The organism is Actinospongiicola halichondriae (assembly GCF_049103745.1).
GTDB lineage: Bacteria > Actinomycetota > Acidimicrobiia > Acidimicrobiales > Salinilacustritrichaceae > Salinilacustrithrix > Salinilacustrithrix halichondriae.
On record NZ_CP171622.1, the window covers coordinates 3,423,076 to 3,443,150 of the forward strand.

Genomic DNA, 20,075 nt, shown 5'->3' on the forward strand with positions numbered 1-20,075 from the left:
AAGCTAGCCGGGGTCAGTTGACCTGACGGTCGCGCCCTTCCCAGAACGGCGCACGCAGGTCCTTCTTGAGCATCTTGCCCGTCGGGTTGCGGGGGATCTCGTCGATGAAGTCGACCGACTTGGGGATCTTGAACCCCGCGAGCTCACCGCGGGCGTACGTGAGGATCTCCTCCTCCGTGGGGTCCTGACCGTCGGCCTTGACGACCATCGCCTTGCCGACCTCGCCCCACTTGTCGTCCGGCACGCCGATCACCGCGACGTCGCCGATTCCCGGGTGCTTCATCAGCGCGTTCTCGACCTCGGCCGGATACACGTTCTCGCCGCCGGACACGATCATGTCCTTCATGCGGTCGTGGATGTAGAGGTAGCCGTCCTCGTCGAGGTAGCCGGCGTCGCCGCTGCGGAAGAAGTTGTCGTCGGTGAACGCGTCCTTCGTGCCCTGCTCGTTCCGCCAGTACCCGACCATGTTCTGGTTGGTGCGGACGATGATCTCGCCGACCTCGCCGACGGGAACCTCTTCGCCGCTGTCGGGGTCCACGATCTTGAGCTCGACGTTGGAGTTGGCCTTGCCGCACGAGCGGAGACGGTGCTTGTTGGGACCGTTCGGATCGTGGTCCTCGGGCGGGAGGGTCACGATCGCACCGGTCGTCTCGGTGAGTCCGTACGCCTGGGCGAACTTGCAGCCGAACTTCGTGACCGATGCCGCCAGCACCTCCTCGGTGATGGGCGAGGCGCCGTAGACCAGCATCTCGAGGCTCGAGTAGTCGCCGTCGTCGACGTTGGGCATCATCAACATGAACTGGAACACCGCGGGGACGAGGAACGCATGGGTGATGCGTTCCTTGCCGATGAGGTCGATCAGCGCGGCCGGGTCGAGCTCGCGGACGATCACCGTCGTTCCACCGTTGAACATGCCGGCCATCGCCCAGCCCGAGCCGCCGATGTGGAACAGCGGCATCGCGGCCATCGAGACCATCTCCGGGGTGAAGCCCCAGGTCTCGCTGGCGTCGGGCAGCAGCGCGAACAGGTTGTCGTTGCTGAGCATGACGCCCTTGGGGAGACCCGTGGTGCCGGAGCTGTACAGCTGGAACGCGACGTCGTCACCCTTGGGCTCGACGCCCGGGTCGGTCTCGTCGTCGCTCATCCACGACTCGTAGTCCGCAGCGTTGTCGTCGGGTTCGAGGCAGACGTAGGTGTCGCACGTCGGGATGTCGCCGCGGATGCTGTCGATCGTGGCGGCGAACTCCTTGCCGTACAGGAACACCTTCGCCTGGGCGTTGTCGGCGATCCAGGCCACCTCGGGTGGGGCGAGACGCCAGTTGATGTTGACGGTGACCGCGTTGAGCTTGGCGCAGCCGTAGAGCACCTCGAAGTACTCGAAGCCGTTCTTGTCGAGGAAGGCGACCCGGTCGCCGGCGCCGACACCGGCGGCGGCGAGCGCATTGGCGACGCGGTTCGACCGGACGTCGAGCTCGGCCCAGGTCTGACGGAAGTCTGCGCCGTCGGGGCCGGGCTGGACCACCGCGACGCCGTCACCTCGCTCCTTGGCGTGGGTACGGATGACGTCTGCGGTGCTGGAGATCGGTGCCATGGGTCACATGATGGACCACGGAACCCCCAGCCCGCACTCGCCTCGCCCCGGTCAGTGACTCCCGAGAACCGGAACCCCGGCGCCGGTCAGCGCATCGCGCAGCCACTCCGTCGCCCGCTCGTCGACCACCCGCAACAGCTCCGGGCGGAGCTGGTCGGCCACGGCATCCCATCGCGCTCGGAGACCGGCCAGGTCGGTGGGCGGGGTTGCATCGTCGAGACTCGAGCCCACCCCGGTGAGGGCACGCATCCCCGCCGACTTGGACTCGTAGTACGCGCCGCCTGTCGGGAACAGCACGGGCGCTCCGCCCTCGAGCGCGAACCAGGCAGCGTGGTACGAGACGACCACGCCGGCTCGAGCGAGGCCGTAGACGGTGCGCGCCGTGTCGGGTTCGTCGGTGCAGTCGACGACCGTCCACGCGGCGCGCTTGCCGGGGAGGATCTCGTCGAGCGCTTCGAACTCCGAGTCGGGCTGGCCGTTCTGCACCACGGCGACGACCGGCAGGTCATCGGCGATGGCCGCTTCGTCGACCAGGCGGGACCAGGCGTGGAGCGCGTCCCGGTCGTACGCGCTGTAGCCGGCGAACCGCGCATGGAAGACCAACCAACCTCGGGTGTCGAGGCCCCGCAGCCGTGATGGGAGGTCCTCGATCGACGGACCATGCGAGTGCGAAGCATCGTCACCGATCATCGACACGTTCTGCGCCCCCAGCGCGCGAGCGCGGGTGGCCGAGAGCTCGTCGCGACAGCTCACGGCCGCACTCCGGGTCATGATCTGACGTACGGAGTCCTCGATGGCGTCGATGCCGCCCAACCCCTGCCCGGTGAGCAGCAGCGGGATGCCCACCCGCTCGGCTTCGATGGCGATGTCGGCTCGCAACCGGCTCTGGCTCTCGAACGGGTCGGCAAGCGTTCCCCCGCCACCGAACATCACGGCCTGATGGTCACGCAGCGGACGCTCGACATGCTCCTCGAGCGTGCCGATCCACGTCGCACCGTCGAGCTGGAGCAGCGGGCGAGCACCGTCGGTGACCACCTCGATCGCCACCGACGGCGGGAGGACCGAGCGGAGCCGCCGGATCGACTCCGTCGTCACGACGTCGTCGCCGAGGTTCCGGACCCCGCCGGACCCGACGACGAGCACGCTCGTGGGCAATGGCTTCGGCGTCGCGGGGACGGGCAGACGAGCGTCGTGGTGGACCTCGCCGAGGTCGTCCGCCAACGACGGATGCCGTTTCACTGCCGCTGCGGATGCCCAGAGCGGTCCGATCGACGGATGGATCACTGCCGAGGCGACCGATCGGTCGTCGAGGCGTCCGCCGTAGCGGTACTGCCGGTCGAGCCGAGCGAACTTCTGGTCGCCGTCCTGGGGCTCGATGCTGTTGTAGCCCTGCGGTACGACCAACTTGTGTCCCGCGACGATCGGGACGTGGAGGAGCAACGCGCCCGTGCTGGCGAGGCGATGCCACATGTCCCAGTCCTCGGCGGTGTCCAGCACCGGATCGAGCGTGTAGCCGCCGGCCGCTCGGACCCGGTCGACGTCGACCACGGACAACGTGTCGACCTCGTTGTGTCGGATCGTGAAGAACTCCCCGTCGAGCGGCCGTGCGCTGAGGAGCCCGGACGGTGTCCCCTCGCCGTCGACCTCCACCAGGACACCGTGGGCGACGGCGGCATCCCACTCGACCGCCATGGAGTACAGCGTCCGAATCGCCTCGGGGTCGACCGAGTTGTCGGCGTCGAGGACCAGCGCGTGCCGAGTGGGGCACACGTGGATCAAGACGTTGCGTGCCCGGGTGAGCCGGAGGTTGCCGACCGCCCGGATCACCTGGATCGGCTCGCTCCGTGCTGCGAGCAGCTCGGCCGTCTCGTCGTCGCTCGCGTCGTCGAGCACCACGACGTGTTCCGGATCCGTCACCTGACACGCCACGTCGATCGCTGCGTCGAGGTGCACCGCGTGGTTCCACGTCGGGATGAGCACGGAGCACCCCTCGACCCGCTCGTCCGGGGCGGGATGGAGCGCGATGGTCGCGGCGAACGCGGCATCTCGGGCAGGCGCGGAGATCATCGACGCCAGGTCCACCAGCCGGCCGGTCAGATGACGGATCCGTGCATCGAGGTGGTCCCGCGTGTCGCCGGCGATGCGCTCCGGCTCGTCCCGCTGCGTGACGATCTCGTGGTTCAGCTGCGAGAGGATCGACGCGCTGGCGGTGGCCACCGAGTCGATGTGCCGGGCTTCGTGCAGGACCTCGAGCACCCGTTCGAGGGTCTCGCGTTCTGCCTCGGTGACCGGTTGCAGCACGCGGTCCCGCGCCCGGCGCCACTGGTCCATGCCGCTCATCGACCGTCACCCACGAGTTCGTCGAGCCAGCCCAACCCGCCGCTGCGCACGGCACGGGCGAGCGCCGGCCAGTCGCTCTCTGCCGTCGCCACGATCGCCGCGACCTCGTGCGGCGCGGCGATCAACGTTCGGAGCGCTCGTGGCAGCGTCCCGCTGATCGCACGAGCCCGGGCGGCATCGGTGACGACGACCGGCCGGCTACCCCGCCGGAGCGCATCGACGACGAGCAACGCATCCGTGCCATCGGAACGGAGCTGCCACAGCGTCGCCGACGCCGAACGCATGGTGGTCGATCGGACATGGGTCGTGAACGCGGACGAGTAGCCGAGCACGCACCCCGCTCCGACTCCGCCGGCAGCGTTTACGGCGGACCCCACGACCTCCGAGTCGTCGTCCGGTCCGGTGACGAACACCCAGGGGACATCCGATCGGACGGCCGCCTCGGGATCGATGTCGTGGATCGCCTGCGGCGACGGCCGACCGACGGGCGCATCGCGGTGTTCGGCGACGGCAGCGGCGACGTCGTGGGCGCCGGCCGCGTCGGCGGCGGCGATGAAGTCGTCCCGCAACGTGGGCCCGGGCGGCAACAGCCGAAGGTCCTCGGCACTCGGCACCGGCGTCTCGAAACGCCGCGTCGTGTCTCCCCCGAACGCCTGGATCAGCGCCGTGGTCTGCAGACACTTCTGGCAGCGCCCACAGTTCATGCGGCCCGTGTCCCAACACACCTGGAGGAACTCGAGGCCCCGTCCGTCCTCGACGACGAGTCGGACGCGCTCGCTGCGTTCGAGATGGCGGGGCAGATGGTGGAACCGCACCAAGCCGTTGCCCCACAACGGGTCGAGGTCCGGGTGCGCCCCGGTGAACCGGCGGGCATCCGCCACCGCCGACGAGACGATCACGTCGCTGAAGTCCGCCGACAGGGAGAGCCCGACGCCCGCGAGCGCGGGCCCGATCCCGATGACCCACGGCGTGTGCTGGTCGAACAGCGACCGGACGTTGGTGCGGACGAGCACCGCTTCGAGCCCGAAACTCCGAGCCGCCTCCATGTGCGCCTCGCACATCTCGGCATCGACGACGTCGTCGTTGGCGGTGTCGATCCCGGTGATCACGAGCCCGACGTCCGGACGAGGTTCCAGTTCGCCTCGGTCCGCCAGGACGAGGTTGCAGGTGGAGTCGATCCCGCGAGAGACGAACAGGCCGACTCGCCGGCCCACGGGACGAGCACGCTGGGCCGGGACCTCGTCGGCGACGATGTCGACCGGCGGGCGTCCGAGATGGTGGGCATAGCGCTGGCCGGCGATGCGCGCTCCTGCGAGCAAGGGCGACGAGATCGGTCCGTCGACGACGAGCGACTCGGCGCCGGCTGCCGTGGCGACGAACACCGCGGTGGGGAGGAACGGGTCGGTCCCGGGATGCAGGCTCCACTCGGCCGGGACCTCGAAGACCAGCTCGTGATCGACGCCGTCGCCCGTCAGCTGCGCGTTCGTCGCGGCCCGGCCGCCGCGGCGATCGATCTCGGGGAGGGACAGACGCATGGGCGGGCGATTGTACGGACAAGATGGGGGCATGTCCGACGACCGCCCGATCCCGCCGAGTACCCCCGTCGCACCGACGCCCGACGACAAGGACTGGACGTGGGTCCTCGATCAGCCATGCCCCGAATGCGGGTTCGACACCTCGACCGTCGATCTCGCCGCGGTGGGCGGCATGGTCCGCGCCAACGCCACCGAGTGGCAGCGGGTGCTGGGACGGCCCGACGTCCGCGACCGCCCCGAGCCCGAGACCTGGTCGGCGCTGGAGTACGGCTGCCACGTCCGCGACGTGCTGCGCCTGTACCTGTTCCGCCTCGAGCTGATGCTGGACGAGGACGGGCCGCACTACCCGAACTGGGATCAGGACGAGACGGCGATCGCCGAGCGCTACGACCTGGCAGCACCGGCGGCCGTCGCCGCCGAGATCACGACCGCCGCCGCGGCCCTGGCCGACCGGTTCGACTCGGTCACCGCCGACCAGGCCGGTCGCACCGGGTTCCGCTCCGACGGCGCGTCGTTCACGGTCGAGTCGTTCGCCCGCTACTTCATCCACGATCCGATCCATCACCTGTGGGACGTGCGGCCCCGCTGACCGCCGTTGTCGCCAGCGGGCGATCCAGAACGGCGATACGGTCGGCACATGACACGTCCCGGACATGCCGACGTGGTCGACGCCACGGTCACCGTCGAGGACACCATGCGACCCCAGCGGGTCCCGGTGCGGGCCTACGAGGCCCCGGAAGCGCTGGTCGTGATCGCGCCGATGCCGTGCGTGCAGCCGGGCGACGTCCACATCGAACTGCGCGAGGACACGCTGCGCTTCTGGTCGCACCTGCGGTCGGCCGCGCCCCGCGACTACCTCATCGACGAATGGGACTTCGGCGGTTACGAGCGCGAGATCGACCTCCCCGACGGCTATGGCGCCGACGTCGAGGCCAGCCTCGCCAACGGCCAGTTGGTGATCCGCGTCCTGCGGGGCGAGTTCATCGGAGGCAGGAACATCAAGCCCGAGGGGCTCTGACTCCGCGAGCCCGTCGACGTCGGCGGGATCATGGTCACCCAAGCTGCAGCAACCAGCAGGGGATCACACGCTGTCGGGCAGGTAGGTCGCCCTAGGGTCGTCCCCGCATGGGGAACAGATCGGGCACGCATTCGTCATTCACCCGCCGGCGCTTCATCGCCGGCCTGGGGGTCGTGGCGGCCACGCCCGTGGTGTGGGACCCGGTGCGGGCGGCCGCCCAACAGCGCGCACAGATCGCCGCGGTCACCGACCCGACGGGCACCACGCTCGAGTTCTCGATCGCCCGGCCGTCGGGTGCCGGCTACGTGAAGCTCGTCGAGGCCGAGCCGTACCCGCAGATCGTCCGCGAGGAACTCGCCGCTGCCAAGTCGGACCGTGAAGCGCGTCGCGTCGGCCTGGCCACCATCGTCCACCTCACCGACGTCCACATCGTCGACGCCCAGAGCCCCAGTCGGGTCGAGTTCGTCGACCGTCTCGCCTCGCCCGTCGGCGGCGGCTTCCGGCCACAGGAGACGATGAGCACGCAGGTCGGCTCGGCCATGGTCCAGCGCATCAACACCGTCGCGGCCGGCCCGGTCACCGGACGCGCCTTCGACGTGGCGGTGTCGACCGGCGACAACATCGACAACCAACAGCGCAACGAACTCGACTGGTTCGTCACCCTGCTCGACGGCGGCACGGTCGTGCCCGACAGCGGCGCGGCCGGGACGTACGAAGGCGTCCAGGACGACGACGTCGGCCTCGGCTACTACAACAACTACTGGCACCCCGACGCCCCGCCCGGCTCGAACCCGCCCGACAGCTACAAGGCCGCGTTCGGGTTCCCCGAGCTCCCCGGTCTGTTGAGCGCGGCCGTCGCAGCGCACGACTCCCCCGGTCTCGGCATCCCGTGGTACTCGACCTACGGCAACCACGACGGTCTGCTCCAGGGCAACGTGCCCGGCGAACTCCCCGGTGCCGCCCCGTTCGACCCGATCGCGACCGGGCCGATCAAGGTCACGGGCGTCGGCACCTCGTTCGACCCGAGCGACCTCCAGTCGACCATCGCCTCGGCCCTCGATCCGGCGGCCATCTCGTCGGGCGGCGCGCTGTTCCGCGTCGTGACCGCCGACCCCTCCCGCGCCTCCGCCACGCTCGAGGACTGGATCCGCCGCCATCTCGCCAGCACCGGCCCCGGTCCGGTCGGCCATGGCTACGACGAGGACATGATCGCCTCGCGCCGGCTCTACTACACCTTCCCGGTCGGCGACTCGGTGCTCGGCATCAGCCTCGACACCGTCAACCACGGCGGCTACGCCGAGGGCTCACTCGGCGACGCACAGCTCGCGTGGCTCGAGATGCAGTTGGCCTCGGCCCACAGCAGCTACGTCGACAGCGGTGGCACGACCGTGACCACGGGCAACGCCGACCGCCTCGTGGTGCTGTTCAGCCACCACAACCTGTTCACCCTGTCGAACCCGTTCCCCGACCCGTTCGACCCCACCGAGGGGCGTCAGGGTTTCGACGTGCTGCGGGCGATGCTCAGCCGGTTCCCCAACGTCGTCGCCTGGGTCAACGGACACAGCCACGTGAACCGCATCACGCCCGTCGCAGACCCCTCGGGGCGCACCGGCGGGTTCTGGGAGATCTCGACCGCCGCGCACATCGACTGGCCCGAACAAGCGCGTCTGATCGAGATCGCCGACAACCGCGACGGCACCCTGTCGATCTTCGGCACGCTCATCGAGCACGCCTCACCGGCCTCGGTCGACCTCACCGACCCGTCGACCGCCACCGCGACGCAGCTCGCATCGCTGAGCCGCGAACTGTCGGCCAACGAACCCCAGGCCGATGCCAACGCCCTCGGTGAACCGGGCGCTCGCAACGTCGAGTTGCTGATCGGCGCACCGTTCGAGGTGACACCCGGGCCGAGCCCGGCGCCGACCACGACGACCCTGTCACCGGCAGAGCCTGGTGGGCCCAGCCTGCCCGCCACCGGCGGATCGACATCTGGCCTGGTCGCCGGCACCGTCCTCGGGGCGGCAGCCGCCGGCGCCCTCGCGTGGCGCCGGCGGACCGAACCGCCGATCAGCTGAGTCCCGTCAGCTCACACCCAGCACGTCGGCGGCGTGGGCCTTGAGCCGCTTGTAGTCGACCTTGCCGTTGGCGGCCCGTCCGATCGTGTCGACGACCACGATGCGCTTCGGTGCCTTGTACGCCGCGAGCGACGTCTTCACGTGGGCGATCACCGCGGCTTCGTCGACGATCTCGCCCTCGCGTGCCTGCACGACCGCGGTCACGGCCTCGCCGAACTTCTCGTCGGGCAGACCGACGGCGACGGCATCGAGGACCGTGGGGTGCGTCTTGACCGCTTCCTCGACCTCCTCGGGGAAGACCTTCTCGCCACCGGTGTTGATGCACACCGAGCCGCGACCCAGGAGCGAGATCCGACCGTCGGCATCGACCGTCGCGAAGTCGCCGGGGCACGAGTAGCGCTTGCCGTCGATGGTCAGGAACGTCTTCGCCGTCTTCTCGGGGTCCTTGTAGTAGCCGAGCGGCTGGCGGCCGCCGACGGCCAGGCGACCGATCTCGTCGGAGCCCGGCGCGATCGGCCGGTCGCTCTCGTCGATGACGATGGTGTCGGGGCTGAGTTCGAACTTCGCGGTCTCGACCGCGGCGCCGGCGCCGGAGACCGACTGGCCCATGCCGAGCGCCTCGGACGACGAGAACGCGTCCATCAGCATCATCCCCGCATGGTGCTCGAGCAGGCGCTGCTTCGACTCCTGGCTCCACATGACGCCGGAGCTCACGATGGCCAGCAGGCTCGAGAGGTCCCACTTGCCGGGATCGGCGTCGAGGACCCGCAGGATCGGCTTGGCGAACGCATCGCCGACGATCGCCGTCATGTTCACGCCCTCGCGTTCGATGGTCGAGAGCATCTGCGTCGCATCGAAGCTGCGGTCGGTGAGCGTCACCACGCAGCCACCCGACGACAGCGTCGACAGGCACGGGAAGTTGCCGGTGCCGTGCATCTGCGGGCACGACGGGAGGAACTTGGGACCGGGCTCGGTGTAGGTGCCACGGATGTCGTCGATGGTCCCGTCCTCGGGGAACTCCTTGCCGAGGGTGGCGAGCTTCACGACCAGGTCGTCCTGGCGCCACATCACGCCCTTGGGCATGCCGGTGGTGCCGCCGGTGTAGAGCATGTCGAGGTCGTCGCCGGTGCGTCCCCACGCCGGGGCGACACGATCGGCGCCGCTCGTCGCGGGCGTCTCGTAGGGCGTCGCCCACTCGGGGCAGGCGCCACTGCCGTCGTCGACCCACAGCCATGCCTTGACCTTCGGGAGCTTCTCCCGGATCGGCTCGATGGTGTCGGCGAACGTGCCGTGGAACACGACACAGCCGGCGTCGGCGTTGTCCCACAGGTAGAGGAGTTCGTCGGCGGTGTAGCGGTAGTTGGTGTTGACGGGGACGAACGATCCCTTGAACGCGGCGAACGTCGACTCGAGGTACTCGGGGCCGTTGTGGAGGTACTGGGCGACGGCCTGCTGGCGTTCGAGCCCGATGTCGAGCAGATGCTGTGCGACGCCGTCGGCTCGTTGGTCGACCTCACGCCAGGTGCGGCGATCGTCTCCGTGGACGAGGCAGGGGGCGTCGGGGAGTTCGTCAGCGACGACCTCCCAGATGTCGGCGAAGTTCCAGGATCCCATGCGCACGGTGTAGCAGGCTCCGGACTCGTGGAACTGATCCGGATCATGCTCGCTGGTCGACCGCTGCAGATGCAGACGAGTCCGGGCGACGCGGCGTTCGAGGGCGGCCTCCTCGGCGTCGCCGTGAGCCCCAAGACGATCGACGGCACCGAGCACTCGGTCGTCCAGGCGATGTTCGACGACGACCGGCCCGGCTTCGACCAGACGCTGCTCGACTGCCCGATGGTCGCCGAGATCCGTACGCCCGCCGGCGACGTCGTCACCCGCGAACTGTTCGACCACGACGTGTTCCGCCAGGCGCTCCACGCCGAGCGCGCCGTCGGTGGCGACGACCTGCGCGGTGTCCTGTTGTTGACCGGCGGGGCGCTCCCGCCCGCCTACCTCCGGCTGGCGTTCCTCACCCTGCCCGTCGCCGACGCAACCGACTGCGCACTCGTGATCTCACGCTTCGACCGCGACGAACTCGTCGCGGCCATCGACGGCGGCCAGGCCGATGGGTCCCTCAGCGCCACCGACCACCGGAGCCTGTCGACCATGATCGACCAACGCCACCCCGCCTGACCGTCGGCCCCTCGCCTCCCCGTCTGGCAAGATCGTCCGGGAACCGAACACGGGCACGTCTTCGCTGGGGGGACACATGGCATCGCGACCGCAATGGCAACGACTGATGGCTGGCGGTGCGGCGGTGCTGCTCGCCCTCGGGGCGTGCTCCGACGGCGGGAGCGAGTCGACCGACGCCACCACGACGACCGCCGCGTCGTCCGACGGTGACACGACGTCGACCACCGCGAGCGACGACACGCCCGACGAGACCGACTCACCCACCGATCTGGCCAACGCCCTGTTCATGGCACCGCCGCACGAGGGAGCCACGCTCACCGTCGAGGAGACCGGGACGCTCCCGAGCACGACCGAGATCACCGTGGTCTCCGTCGAGGAGTCCGCCGCCGGCGTCACCGTGAAGACCTCGGAGGTCGTCTCGGGGGGCAGCGGATCGGTGACCGTCGAGCGCAGCTACACGACCGGGCCCGACGGGAGCCTGTCGATCAGCGCCGCCGGCTTCTTCGCATCCGCCCCGGGCTTCGAGGTCACGGCGACCGGTGACGACGTCCGGATCCCCGCGGCCGCCGAACTCGCCAGCGGCGCATCAGCGAGCGGCAACACCTTCGTCGAGTTCCAGTCCGCGGGCATCGACGCCCGGAGCGACGTCACCTACATGATCACCGGCGGCGGCGTCGAGGAGGTCACGACCCCGCTCGGCACCTTCCAGGCGCAGATCGTGACCCTCGACCTCACGATCAGCAACTCGCTCGCCGGCGAGCAGACCGGCACCGTCCGCTACGAGTTCCTGCCCCACTTCGGCGTGCTCCGGACCCAGCTCGATCTCGCCGGCATCGCCATCACCTCGACCGTCACGTCGTCGAGCGTCAGCCCCTGACCGACGCCTCCGATCAGACCTCGCAGTCGTCCGGGGCGTTGACCGGGTTGCAGCGCACGACGCCACCGCCGGGCAGTTCGACCAGGTAGCCGGAGTCGAGCATCGGTTCGACGACGTAGTAATCGGTCGACAGGTACTGGGCGCCGCTCGCGAACGCCGCGTCGCGGCGGGTCGTGTCGCCCGCCGGCGCATCGACCCCGGACGTGTCGGTACGGGTGCGGACCAGGTACCCGGCGGCGACCAGCGATCGGATGCGATCGCCTTCGGCAACGGGGTCGTCGACGCGGATGAACGCGGCGTCGGGACGCCCCTCCTCCGACGACGTGAACAGCAGCCGGCCCTCGAGGCTCGTCGCGTCGCCGACGTAGACGTCGCGGGTGGTGCCGGTGTCGACGAGCGAGAACAGGACCTTGCCCGCCGCCTCGTCCATCGTCGGCCAGGCGTCGCCCTCGAGCACCGCCTCCTCGAGCGTGGCGGCGTCGCCGCGGATGTCGTCGGGCGTGATGATGGAGTCCTGGTCGAACACCGACAGGATCTCGGCTTCGAGCGCATCGAAGGTGGCCCGGTCGAAGGTCACCGTCTCGGTGAGCTCGACGCCGAGGGACTCCGACGTGATCGCTCCGTCGGTCGCCTCTTCGATCGAGTCCTGCTTGGCCTCGATCATGATCATGATCGGTTCGTGGTCGGGATGGTCGACCGACCAGGCGTCGATCTCGGTGAGGCAGTCGACGAACGTGAGGCACGTCGTGCCGAAGTCGACGTCGACCTGGTGGATGACCTTGAACCCCGGTTCGTCGAGTGCCGGCTCGCCGCTGTCCACGGGAAGACCGACCAACTCGGCGGCGGGACGCTGCGAGAAGCGGCCGCCATCGGGGTCGGCGTAGACGTCGATCTCGAACTGCCGGATGCCGAACTCCTCGAGCTGCTCGGTGAGCGGCCGGTGCTCGTAGTCGAGCGCGTCGGCCTCCTCCTGCGACACGAGTGCCGCGATGCCGTCGAGGACCTCGGGCGCCGGTCGCAGGTGGTAGCTGTTGTGCGAACCCAGGACCTGCACCTGGTTCATGCCGGGCGACGCGTCGTCGTCGCTGCCACACGCCACGACGCCGAACAGCAGCGTGACCGAACACAGGACGGGGAGGAGGCGGCGCATGCTCTCGGTGTACCAGGCGCCGCCCGACGTGACCCGCGATTGGGCCGAATGACCTGGGGACAAGACGCCCGAAATGGGGAACAGTGCAGAGAACGCTCTCGTAGGAGTCGAGCACCGTGTCAACCGGGGTCATGAAGAACGAAAACCGACAACGTCCGTGGGAGGCCACGTCGGCCGCCCCCGGCGACATCCACCTCGGCATCCGTGTCCTGTGGGCCGTGATCGCCGGCTACGCCGCCGTGGTCCTGCCGATCGCGCTGCTCAGCGCTGCGCTCCCGACCGTCCTCACCGACGAGATGCACATCCTCGGCGTCGGCGGCACCATCGTCGCCGTCCTGGTGACGCTGCGACGGCACCGCGCAGACGACCGGCGTTCGGTGCCGGCCAAGGACCGGCCCCACGACGGCTGGATCGCCTGACGTCGTAGCGTCTCGATCCGTGAACCGCATCGAGATCGAGATCAAGCTCAACCGCGACCGGGCCTGGCTGCTCGAACACCTGTCGCAGATGGACGACGACGAGCTCTACGCGCCGCGCACGTTCAGCGAACACGACGACCAGTCGACGTGGTCGCATGCCGACCATTTCGTCCACACCACGCTGATCGAGAAGAACTGGAACGAGATGTTCCGTCGCCATCTCGGCGGCGACCACGGCATGGAGCGCCGGGTCAACGACGACGGCACGCCGCAGACCATGGAACAGATCATGGCGGGCATCCACTCGTGGACCGAGGAGTGGAAGGCTGAACACGAGGGCAAGTCGCTCGACGAGCTGGCCCGCATCGGCCTCGCCGTGCGGGCCGAGACGCTCGCCTACCTGGCAGAGCTGTCCGACGAGGACCTGGCGTCGAAGATCCCCGGGGCGCCCTGGGCCGACGGCACCGTCGGGGCGATCATGGCCGCCAACGCCGACCACGGTCGCATGCACTGGCACTGGGCCACCGAGGATCCGGTCCACGCCCACGACTGACGTAGCGTCGCCGCCATGGCTCGATCCCCGCGCACCACTCCCGAGCAACTCAGCAAGGCGCGACTCCGGTCGTGGGTCGAGGGCAAGATCCTCGACCTCGGCGCCCCACAGATCCACGCGCAACACGGCGCCCGCAAGGCCGAGGTGCTCGGAGCGATGACCGGCACGGTCGTCGAGATCGGCCCCGGCACCGGGCCCAACATGCGCTACTACGCGCCGGGCGTGAAGGTCATCGCCATCGAGCCCAACCCCAACATGCACGACGCCCTCCGAGCGTCCGCCGCCCAGCACGACGTCGATCTCGAGATCCGCACCGTCCAGGGCGAGCGGATCGACGTCGACGACGACACTGCCGACGGCGTCGTCGGGACGCTGGTCCTCTGCGGCGTCGACGACCCCGAAGCCGTCGTCGCCGAGATCCGCCGGGTCCTCAAGCCCGGCGGGACGTACTTCTTCCTCGAACACGTGGCCGCCGAGCCCGGGAGCGGGATCCGCCGCGTGCAGGACCTCGTCCACCGGCCTCACCGCTGGATGGCCAACGGCTGCGAGACCAACCGCGACACCGCCGCCGTGATCGACGCTGCCGGCTTCTCGGCCGTCGACCACGAAACCATCGACGTGGGCCGCAACGCCGCCTACACGCGGATCCAACTGGTCGGGACGGCCACCGAGTAGGCGGCGCACGCTGCTCGTAGCGTGGGTGAATGGCCGACCGCTTCTTCCCCTACGACTGCGACAAGCGATTCGCACCCATCTGGGGCGCGGCCGGCGTGCGACCCGGCAAGCACGGCGTGACGATCACCGACACCACGTTCCGGGCGACGTACGGGCTGTTGAAGCTCGAGACACCGATCGACAACGTCATCGGCGGCCACCTCACCGAGGACTACCGATGGTGGACGGCCGTCGGGCCGCGGCTGTCGTTCGTCGACGACGGACTGACCTTCGGAACCAACGCACGACGTGGCGTGTGCGTCCACTTCCGTGATCGGGCCCGCAAGGTGATCGGCCCGCGCGACCACTCCGCCCTCACCGTCACCGTCGACGACTGCGAGGGGTTGCTCGCCGTCATCGGCGACGACGCTCCCCGCTGACCGGGTTCTCGTCGGGCGGCAGCGGCGTGTTCGACTCCCGCACCCGTTCGAACTTCTCGGCATCGCAGTCGGGGCAGAGGTAGACGGTCGACACCGACACGATGGACATCTGCGATCCCCGCGACTTCTCCCACACCGCCTGCGCCGCCGCCCGCACGTCGTCGCTCCCGCACGTCGGGCACCGGGGCGTGAGGTCGCGGTCCCATGCCAGGTCGCACGCCGTGCACGTGATGTGGATCACCTCGCCGTCGCGCTCACCGCGCAGATCGTCGTCCGTGCCACACGAGGGGCACAGCAGGTCGTCGCTCACGACAGCGTCCTAGCAGAGCCACCCCACGAGCGGCTCCCCGATGGTCGCCGTACCCTCGCCTGGATGGACACGCTCACGGAACGGCGGCTCGACGTGGTGCGGCGGCACATGGCGTCGGAGAACGAGCACGACTTCGACACGACGATGGCGACGTTCGCGCATCCTCGCTACGAGCTGATCCCCACCGGGCTGGTCTTCGACGGCGAGGACGAGGTGCGGGCCTACTTCGCCGGCAGCCGGGCGATCTTCGCCGACCAGCGCAACGAGCCCATCGCCCTGCACCCCACCGACGCCGGCGTCTTCGCCGAGTTCTGGTTGCTCGGCACCCACGTCGGCGAGTTCATGGGCCACGCCCCCACCGGCCGCGACATCCGGGTGCGCATGGTCGCCTTCTTCGAGTTCGCGCCGGCCGACGGGGACCACCCCGACGGCATCGTGTGCGAGCGCGTCTACTACGACCTCCACACGATGCTCACCCAACTCGGCCTGGCATAGCCGCCGAAGACAGAACTCCGGCCAGAATGCTCGAGTTCGAGTCCACACCCGAGAAGAGGAACCATGTCGATCGCCACCATCGCCGGAGTCGGACTCGCCGCCACCGGCGCCGCCCACTTCGTCGCCCCCGATGCCTTCCGCGCCATGACCGAGGGGCCCTTCCCCGACGACACCGACGCCTGGATCAAGCGCAACGGCGCCACCGAACTGGTCGTCGGCCTGCTGATCGCCAAGCAGTCGACCCGCAAGATCGGGCTCGTGGGCCTCGCCGCCTACGCCGGTTTCCTGGGTTCGAGAGCGGCGAAGGCCCGCTGACCCTCAGGGCAACAGCTGCTCGATCACCCGAACGACGACGCCGTCGCGCACCTCGATCCAGATGCTCCGGAAGCCCTCGTTGACCTGGTCGACGTCGCACCCGCCGAGCACGCCGTCGATCGACAGGCACTGCGCCGTCGCCGTCGGTGACACCGGCACGGTGCGGACCTGCGGGTTGTCGTTGACGATGTAGAACCCGCCCACCGCGACGTCATCGCGTGCTGCGGCCTCGGCGTCGGCCGCCGCGTCGGCGTAGTAACAGGCGAGGTCGAAACCGACATCGCTCCCGATGGGCGTCGTCCGCTCGCCGAACCACCAGCCGTCGGGCAGCGTGTCGCCACCTGGAGTGCACCCCGATCCCGACGGGCCGGTCGCGCGGAACGTCGGGCTCTCGTCCTCCTGGACGGATGACGATGTCGTCGTCGACACGATGGTGGTCGTCGTGGTGGTGGTGCTGATGCTGGTCACGCTCGTCGAGGGCGCAGCGACGTCGGCCGGAGCGTCATCCGACGCGCATCCCAGCACTGCCATCGCCGCGACCGCGACACCGACCATCCACTTCCCACCAGCTGTCCGCACGTCGGGGATCTTGTCACGCTCAGTCGCAGCCGACGCCGTCGCCGTCCCGGTCGAGGTCGTAGGGATCGCCGTACGAGTGATCGACGTTCACCCGGCCGGTGTACGCCGGCCCGTTGCCCGACCCACCTGCGCAGTCGTAGTCCTCGGCCGGCGGCAGGCAGGGTGAGTAGCCGGGCGTGCAGTTGTTCGCCGGCGGCTGCGTCGTCTGCGGGACGATGGGTCGGGGTGCGACGTAGGTCGTCGTCGGCGGGGGCGGCGGTGCGGTCGTGGTGGTCGTCGGTGGGACGGCGCCACAGGACCGGAGCAGGTTGGCGAGCGCGTCCTTCTCGGCGGCGTCGACCGACAGCTCCCACTTGTCCTTGACCACCACCGTCGTGCGCGCCCACAGGCAGTTGGCCTCGGCCCGACTCGGGAACCAACTGGCCGCGTCCTTGTCGCTCTTGCGGAGGTTCGACGCCTCGGTCACGGCCAGGAGGTTCGTCCGATCGTCGGCGAACTCGTCGCGTTGCGACGCCGTCCAGCCGTGCGCCCCCGACCGCCACGCCTCGGCCAGCGCGACGACGTGGTCGATGTGGACCAGCGACGTGTCCGACTCGGTCGCACCGTCCCACTCCGAGAACCACGATCCGTCGGCCTGCATCTGCGACGTCAACACCTCACACCGGGTGTCGCAGCCGTCGTGGTCCTCGTCGTCCCAGTGCGGGAAGAGACCACGGTCGTACGTGCTGGCGTGTGACTCGTCGGCCACCGTCAGCGAGTCGAGCAGCGCCAGGTCCTCGAACACCACGACGGCCCGATCGACCCGATCGACGATCGTGGTGGCGGTCGTGGCCGATGCCAACTCGAACTCGCCCGACCGGTAGCCGCCCTCGAGGGCCGGTGGTCGGGTCGTGGTCGTCGTCTGCCGCTCGGTCGTCGTCGACTGCCGCTCGGTCGTGGTCGTGACGTCGATGGTGGTCGCCGACGACTCGAGCTCCACCGACGACTCGTCCATCGTCCCGATCGCGCCGACCAGGCCGACACCGACGATGCCCGCCATCACCAGGGATCGGCGACGCCAGACCCCTCGACCGCCTCGTGCGTTCTCCACCCACGCCCCTGACTGCGATGACCCCGCGCCATCGTACGAGGGATGCCGCCGCTGCGCCTGCGACTCAGGAGATCGAGGTCAGCCGGGAGCGAGGAAGTCGCGGAGGACGGTCTCGGTCGCGTCCGGCTGGTCGCGGAAGCTGCCGTGGCCGCAGTCGTCGAAGACCTCGAGCCGACCGAGCCCGTCGCCCAGCAACGACACGATCTCCTCGCTCGCGCTCACCGGCGTCATCGGGTCGTCGGCGCCGGCGAGGACGAGCGTGGGAACGGTGATGGCCGGCACGTCGTCGCGCAGGTCGAAGACGTTGGCGAACGTGGCGTTGAAGTGCTGCTGGACCCGCAGGTTGGCCCACTCCCGCCGTGGCCCGAACGGGTGCGGTGTCCGGTTGTAGAGCGGCAGGTTCACCGTGACGTAGTCGGCGTCGAACGGTTCGCCCCGTACGAAGATCGCCTCGAACAACTCTCTCGCCCTCGGGCCGCCCAGCTCCTCGAACCGGCGGGCCGTCTCCTCGGTGTGGCGACGTGCCGCCGTGCTCGACAGGACGAGCTTCGACGCATGGCCGGGATGTCGGCTGGCGTAGCGCATGGCGACGAAGCCACCGAAGCTGTTCCCGAAGACGACGGGGTCCGTGATCTCGAGGGCGTCGCAGAACCGCACGATGTCGTCGGCCCAGGTGTCGAGGTCCCAACCCGCCGGGTCGTGGCGCTGGTCGCTGCGACCGTTGCCCCGGTGGTCGAGATAGACGACCTGATGGGTGTCGGCGAACCGGTCGAAGTAGGGCCGGAACCCCGAGTGGTCGCCGCCGGGCCCGCCGTGCAGGAGGATCAGCGTCGGCTTGTCGACCATCGCCTCGTCGGTCGGTGCCAGTGCCGACCCCACCACGTCGAAGAACAGCCGGACCCCATCACCGATGTCGACTCGCATGGAGCGAGGGTACGACGCCGACCGCCGGGACATCGGCGAGACTCACCGCCATGTCTGATCCCCGCGACGTCGTCGCTCGCTTCATCGCCACCGTCGAGGCCAAGGACGTCGACGCCGCGGTCGCCATGCTCACCGAGGACGTCTCGTACGAGAACATGCCGATGGATCCGATCGTCGGCCGCGACGCGGTGCGAGCGACGCTGCACGGGTTCCTGGGCGCGGCGTCGGAGGTCGACTGGCCGGTGCATCGCGAGCTGGTGGCCGGCAACGTCGTCTTCAACGAGCGACTCGACCGGTTCAAGATCGGCGAGGGCTGGCTCGAGATCCCCGTCGCCGGCGTGTTCGAGGTGACCGACGACGGCCTCATCAGCCTGTGGCGCGACTACTTCGACATGACCACCTACACGACGCAGCTCGCCGCGCTCTCCTGAGAGACTGCCCGTCATGAGCGAGCTCCTCCCCCTCCCGTCGCAGCCGGCCGGCGTGCCCTTCCCCACCTCCGAGTGGCCGACCGCCGACCTCGACCCACGCGTCGACGCCGACGCGCTGCACGCCCTCCTCGACCACGCGTTCCAGCAACCCGAACCCGACGACCTCGAACGCACCCACGCGGTCGTCATCGCCCAGTGCGGCGCCATCGTCGCCGAGCGCTACGCCCCCGACGCCGCACCGGACGACGCCTTCGCCTCGTGGTCGATGGCCAAGAGCATCACGCAGGCGCTGGTCGGCATCCTCGTGCGCCAGGGGCGACTCAACATCTCGCAGCCGATCGACGTGCCCGAGTGGAGCGCCGACGATCCTCGCCGCCAGATCACGATCGACCAGATGCTGCGGATGGTCGACGGCCTGCGCTTCCGGGAGGCCGAGCACATCGGCGGCGGCTCGGTCCGCTACTGGCCGCCGGACGAGTCCGACGTGATCCCGATGCTCTTCGGCGAGGGCCGTGACGACGTCGCCGGGTTCGCTGCCACGCTCCCGAAGGTGGCCGAACCCGAGGAGCAGTGGAACTACAACAGCGGCGCCTCGAACCTGCTCTCCCGCCTGGTGAGCCGGACGATCGGTGGCGGCGCCGACGAGATGCGGGCGTTCATGCAGGCCGAACTGTTCGGACCGCTCGGTATGACGACGCCGCGCCCGACCTTCGACGCCGCCGGCACCTTCGTCGGCTCGGCCTACTGCGCGTCGAGCGCCCGCGACTTCGCCCGCTTCGCGTCCCTCTACCTGCGCGACGGCGTGTGGGACGGCCAGCGGATCCTCCCTGAAGGATGGGTCGACTACACCCGCACCGGCAGCCCCCAGTCGTCGGGCACCTACGGCGCCCACTTCTGGGTCATCCCCGGCAGCCTCGGGCTGTTCAGCTGCCAGGGTGCGTTCGGTCAGCGGATCCTCATCAGCCCCGCGCTCGACCTCGTCGTCGTCCGCCTCGGCAACACCGCCGCCGAGAAGGTCGGCAGCGTCGTCACCCACTGCCGCGACCTGGTCGACGCGTTCCGACCGACCCTCGGCTGAGGCCGGACAGTCACCCGGCCCGACCT

General features: G+C 69.6%; 22 protein-coding genes. 13 read left to right on the plus strand and 9 right to left on the minus strand.

All coding sequences use genetic code 11. The features are described 5' to 3' along the window. Window positions 1–13: 13 nt before the first annotated feature. Genes AB8619_RS16945 through AB8619_RS16955 form a run of 3 tightly spaced genes read right to left on the minus strand, consistent with a single transcriptional unit; the run spans window position 14 to window position 5,466 of the window. On the minus strand, window positions 14–1,591 hold the full coding sequence (locus tag AB8619_RS16945) for a long-chain-fatty-acid--CoA ligase (RefSeq protein WP_436793806.1): 1,578 nt from the start codon (window positions 1,589–1,591) through the stop codon (window positions 14–16). Between the two features lie 51 nt (window positions 1,592–1,642). Further along, the gene (locus AB8619_RS16950; RefSeq protein WP_436793807.1) at window positions 1,643–3,931 is read right to left on the minus strand and encodes a glycosyltransferase; all 2,289 of its coding nucleotides are present in this window, start codon (window positions 3,929–3,931) and stop codon (window positions 1,643–1,645) included. After that, window positions 3,928–5,466, minus strand: coding sequence for a hypothetical protein (locus AB8619_RS16955; RefSeq protein WP_436793808.1), 1,539 nt, complete (start codon window positions 5,464–5,466; stop codon window positions 3,928–3,930). The genes AB8619_RS16950 and AB8619_RS16955 overlap by 4 nt, the downstream gene beginning before the upstream one ends. Before the next feature lie 31 nt (window positions 5,467–5,497). On the opposite strand from AB8619_RS16955, the gene AB8619_RS16960 reads away from it, so the two are divergent. The 3 genes from AB8619_RS16960 to AB8619_RS16970 all read left to right on the plus strand — a co-directional run bounded on the left by AB8619_RS16960 (window position 5,498) and on the right by AB8619_RS16970 (window position 8,559). Then, the gene (locus AB8619_RS16960) at window positions 5,498–6,055 is read left to right on the plus strand and encodes a DinB family protein (protein WP_436793809.1); all 558 of its coding nucleotides are present in this window, start codon (window positions 5,498–5,500) and stop codon (window positions 6,053–6,055) included. Between the two features lie 48 nt (window positions 6,056–6,103). Beyond that, window positions 6,104–6,484, plus strand: a complete 381-nt coding sequence (locus AB8619_RS16965) for an Hsp20/alpha crystallin family protein (RefSeq protein ID WP_436793810.1) — start codon at window positions 6,104–6,106, stop codon at window positions 6,482–6,484. A gap of 107 nt (window positions 6,485–6,591) precedes the next feature. Next, window positions 6,592–8,559 (plus strand): TIGR03767 family metallophosphoesterase, encoded by a 1,968-nt coding sequence (locus AB8619_RS16970; protein ID WP_436793811.1) that lies wholly within the window; start codon window positions 6,592–6,594, stop codon window positions 8,557–8,559. Window positions 8,560–8,565: 6 nt separating this feature from the next. On the opposite strand, the gene AB8619_RS16975 is transcribed toward AB8619_RS16970, so the two are convergent. Then, on the minus strand, window positions 8,566–10,173 hold the full coding sequence (locus AB8619_RS16975; protein ID WP_436793812.1) for an acyl-CoA synthetase: 1,608 nt from the start codon (window positions 10,171–10,173) through the stop codon (window positions 8,566–8,568). A 27-nt stretch (window positions 10,174–10,200) separates the two neighbouring features. Here AB8619_RS16975 and AB8619_RS16980 point away from each other — a divergent pair, with 27 nt between their 5' ends. Both AB8619_RS16980 and AB8619_RS16985 read left to right on the plus strand, forming a co-directional pair. Then, the gene (locus AB8619_RS16980; RefSeq protein ID WP_436793813.1) at window positions 10,201–10,734 is read left to right on the plus strand and encodes a hypothetical protein; all 534 of its coding nucleotides are present in this window, start codon (window positions 10,201–10,203) and stop codon (window positions 10,732–10,734) included. 76 nt (window positions 10,735–10,810) lie between these two features. After that, window positions 10,811–11,611 (plus strand): hypothetical protein, encoded by an 801-nt coding sequence (locus AB8619_RS16985; protein ID WP_436793814.1) that lies wholly within the window; start codon window positions 10,811–10,813, stop codon window positions 11,609–11,611. Window positions 11,612–11,624: 13 nt separating this feature from the next. Here the strand turns inward: AB8619_RS16985 and AB8619_RS16990 are convergent, their stop codons facing one another. Continuing rightward, complete coding sequence (locus AB8619_RS16990) at window positions 11,625–12,761, minus strand: phosphatidylinositol-specific phospholipase C1-like protein (RefSeq protein ID WP_436793815.1); 1,137 nt, start codon at window positions 12,759–12,761, stop codon at window positions 11,625–11,627. A gap of 131 nt (window positions 12,762–12,892) precedes the next feature. On the opposite strand from AB8619_RS16990, the gene AB8619_RS16995 reads away from it, so the two are divergent. The 4 genes from AB8619_RS16995 to AB8619_RS17010 are packed head-to-tail and all read left to right on the plus strand — an operon-like array spanning window position 12,893 to window position 14,827. After that, window positions 12,893–13,180 carry a hypothetical protein gene (locus tag AB8619_RS16995; RefSeq protein WP_436793816.1) on the plus strand — a complete coding sequence of 96 codons (288 nt, stop codon included), beginning with the start codon at window positions 12,893–12,895 and terminating at the stop codon, window positions 13,178–13,180. A gap of 19 nt (window positions 13,181–13,199) precedes the next feature. Further along, window positions 13,200–13,733, plus strand: a complete 534-nt coding sequence (locus tag AB8619_RS17000; RefSeq protein WP_436793817.1) for a DinB family protein — start codon at window positions 13,200–13,202, stop codon at window positions 13,731–13,733. A gap of 15 nt (window positions 13,734–13,748) precedes the next feature. Continuing rightward, on the plus strand, window positions 13,749–14,408 hold the full coding sequence (locus AB8619_RS17005; RefSeq protein WP_436793818.1) for a class I SAM-dependent methyltransferase: 660 nt from the start codon (window positions 13,749–13,751) through the stop codon (window positions 14,406–14,408). Between the two features lie 29 nt (window positions 14,409–14,437). Next, window positions 14,438–14,827 carry a hypothetical protein gene (locus AB8619_RS17010; RefSeq protein ID WP_436793819.1) on the plus strand — a complete coding sequence of 130 codons (390 nt, stop codon included), beginning with the start codon at window positions 14,438–14,440 and terminating at the stop codon, window positions 14,825–14,827. Here the strand turns inward: AB8619_RS17010 and AB8619_RS17015 are convergent. Further along, window positions 14,802–15,137, minus strand: coding sequence for a hypothetical protein (locus tag AB8619_RS17015; protein ID WP_436793820.1), 336 nt, complete (start codon window positions 15,135–15,137; stop codon window positions 14,802–14,804). The genes AB8619_RS17010 and AB8619_RS17015 overlap by 26 nt on opposite strands. 63 nt (window positions 15,138–15,200) lie before the next feature. Here AB8619_RS17015 and AB8619_RS17020 point away from each other — a divergent pair, with 63 nt between their 5' ends. Further along, on the plus strand, window positions 15,201–15,632 hold the full coding sequence (locus AB8619_RS17020) for an ester cyclase (protein WP_436793821.1): 432 nt from the start codon (window positions 15,201–15,203) through the stop codon (window positions 15,630–15,632). A gap of 63 nt (window positions 15,633–15,695) precedes the next feature. Continuing rightward, entirely contained in the window at window positions 15,696–15,947 is a 252-nt protein-coding gene (locus tag AB8619_RS17025) for a hypothetical protein (protein ID WP_436793822.1), read from the plus strand. Between the two features lie 3 nt (window positions 15,948–15,950). On the opposite strand, the gene AB8619_RS17030 is transcribed toward AB8619_RS17025, so the two are convergent. From AB8619_RS17030 to AB8619_RS17040, 3 genes are all read right to left on the minus strand, one after another. Next, window positions 15,951–16,526, minus strand: a complete 576-nt coding sequence (locus tag AB8619_RS17030) for a hypothetical protein (RefSeq protein WP_436793823.1) — start codon at window positions 16,524–16,526, stop codon at window positions 15,951–15,953. A 19-nt stretch (window positions 16,527–16,545) separates the two neighbouring features. After that, the gene (locus AB8619_RS17035) at window positions 16,546–17,616 is read right to left on the minus strand and encodes an HNH endonuclease family protein (protein WP_436793824.1); all 1,071 of its coding nucleotides are present in this window, start codon (window positions 17,614–17,616) and stop codon (window positions 16,546–16,548) included. Window positions 17,617–17,694: 78 nt separating this feature from the next. Beyond that, window positions 17,695–18,540, minus strand: a complete 846-nt coding sequence (locus AB8619_RS17040) for an alpha/beta fold hydrolase (RefSeq protein WP_436793825.1) — start codon at window positions 18,538–18,540, stop codon at window positions 17,695–17,697. Window positions 18,541–18,590: 50 nt separating this feature from the next. On the opposite strand from AB8619_RS17040, the gene AB8619_RS17045 reads away from it, so the two are divergent. Then, the gene (locus AB8619_RS17045; protein ID WP_436793826.1) at window positions 18,591–18,971 is read left to right on the plus strand and encodes a limonene-1,2-epoxide hydrolase family protein; all 381 of its coding nucleotides are present in this window, start codon (window positions 18,591–18,593) and stop codon (window positions 18,969–18,971) included. 13 nt (window positions 18,972–18,984) lie between these two features. Beyond that, window positions 18,985–20,049 (plus strand): serine hydrolase domain-containing protein, encoded by a 1,065-nt coding sequence (locus AB8619_RS17050; RefSeq protein WP_436793827.1) that lies wholly within the window; start codon window positions 18,985–18,987, stop codon window positions 20,047–20,049. Window positions 20,050–20,075 lie beyond the last annotated feature (26 nt).

What these genes read in the sequence shown, in the direction of transcription:
- AB8619_RS17025 (WP_436793822.1), top strand. Translation starts at nt 15,696, where the DNA reads ATGTCGATCGCCACCATCGCCGGAGTCGGACTCGCCGCCACCGGCGCC.
- AB8619_RS16995 (WP_436793816.1), top strand. Translation starts at nt 12,893, where the DNA reads ATGAAGAACGAAAACCGACAACGTCCGTGGGAGGCCACGTCGGCCGCC.
- AB8619_RS16945 (WP_436793806.1), bottom strand. Translation starts at nt 1,591, where the DNA reads ATGGCACCGATCTCCAGCACCGCAGACGTCATCCGTACCCACGCCAAG.
- AB8619_RS17005 (WP_436793818.1), top strand. Translation starts at nt 13,749, where the DNA reads ATGGCTCGATCCCCGCGCACCACTCCCGAGCAACTCAGCAAGGCGCGA.
- AB8619_RS16955 (WP_436793808.1), bottom strand. Translation starts at nt 5,466, where the DNA reads ATGCGTCTGTCCCTCCCCGAGATCGATCGCCGCGGCGGCCGGGCCGCG.
- AB8619_RS17040 (WP_436793825.1), bottom strand. Translation starts at nt 18,540, where the DNA reads ATGCGAGTCGACATCGGTGATGGGGTCCGGCTGTTCTTCGACGTGGTG.
- AB8619_RS17010 (WP_436793819.1), top strand. Translation starts at nt 14,438, where the DNA reads ATGGCCGACCGCTTCTTCCCCTACGACTGCGACAAGCGATTCGCACCC.
- AB8619_RS16965 (WP_436793810.1), top strand. Translation starts at nt 6,104, where the DNA reads ATGACACGTCCCGGACATGCCGACGTGGTCGACGCCACGGTCACCGTC.
- AB8619_RS16990 (WP_436793815.1), bottom strand. Translation starts at nt 12,761, where the DNA reads ATGCGCCGCCTCCTCCCCGTCCTGTGTTCGGTCACGCTGCTGTTCGGC.
- AB8619_RS16970 (WP_436793811.1), top strand. Translation starts at nt 6,592, where the DNA reads ATGGGGAACAGATCGGGCACGCATTCGTCATTCACCCGCCGGCGCTTC.
- AB8619_RS16960 (WP_436793809.1), top strand. Translation starts at nt 5,498, where the DNA reads ATGTCCGACGACCGCCCGATCCCGCCGAGTACCCCCGTCGCACCGACG.
- AB8619_RS17020 (WP_436793821.1), top strand. Translation starts at nt 15,201, where the DNA reads ATGGACACGCTCACGGAACGGCGGCTCGACGTGGTGCGGCGGCACATG.
- AB8619_RS16985 (WP_436793814.1), top strand. Translation starts at nt 10,811, where the DNA reads ATGGCATCGCGACCGCAATGGCAACGACTGATGGCTGGCGGTGCGGCG.
- AB8619_RS17045 (WP_436793826.1), top strand. Translation starts at nt 18,591, where the DNA reads ATGTCTGATCCCCGCGACGTCGTCGCTCGCTTCATCGCCACCGTCGAG.
- AB8619_RS16950 (WP_436793807.1), bottom strand. Translation starts at nt 3,931, where the DNA reads ATGAGCGGCATGGACCAGTGGCGCCGGGCGCGGGACCGCGTGCTGCAA.
- AB8619_RS16975 (WP_436793812.1), bottom strand. Translation starts at nt 10,173, where the DNA reads ATGGGATCCTGGAACTTCGCCGACATCTGGGAGGTCGTCGCTGACGAA.
- AB8619_RS17050 (WP_436793827.1), top strand. Translation starts at nt 18,985, where the DNA reads ATGAGCGAGCTCCTCCCCCTCCCGTCGCAGCCGGCCGGCGTGCCCTTC.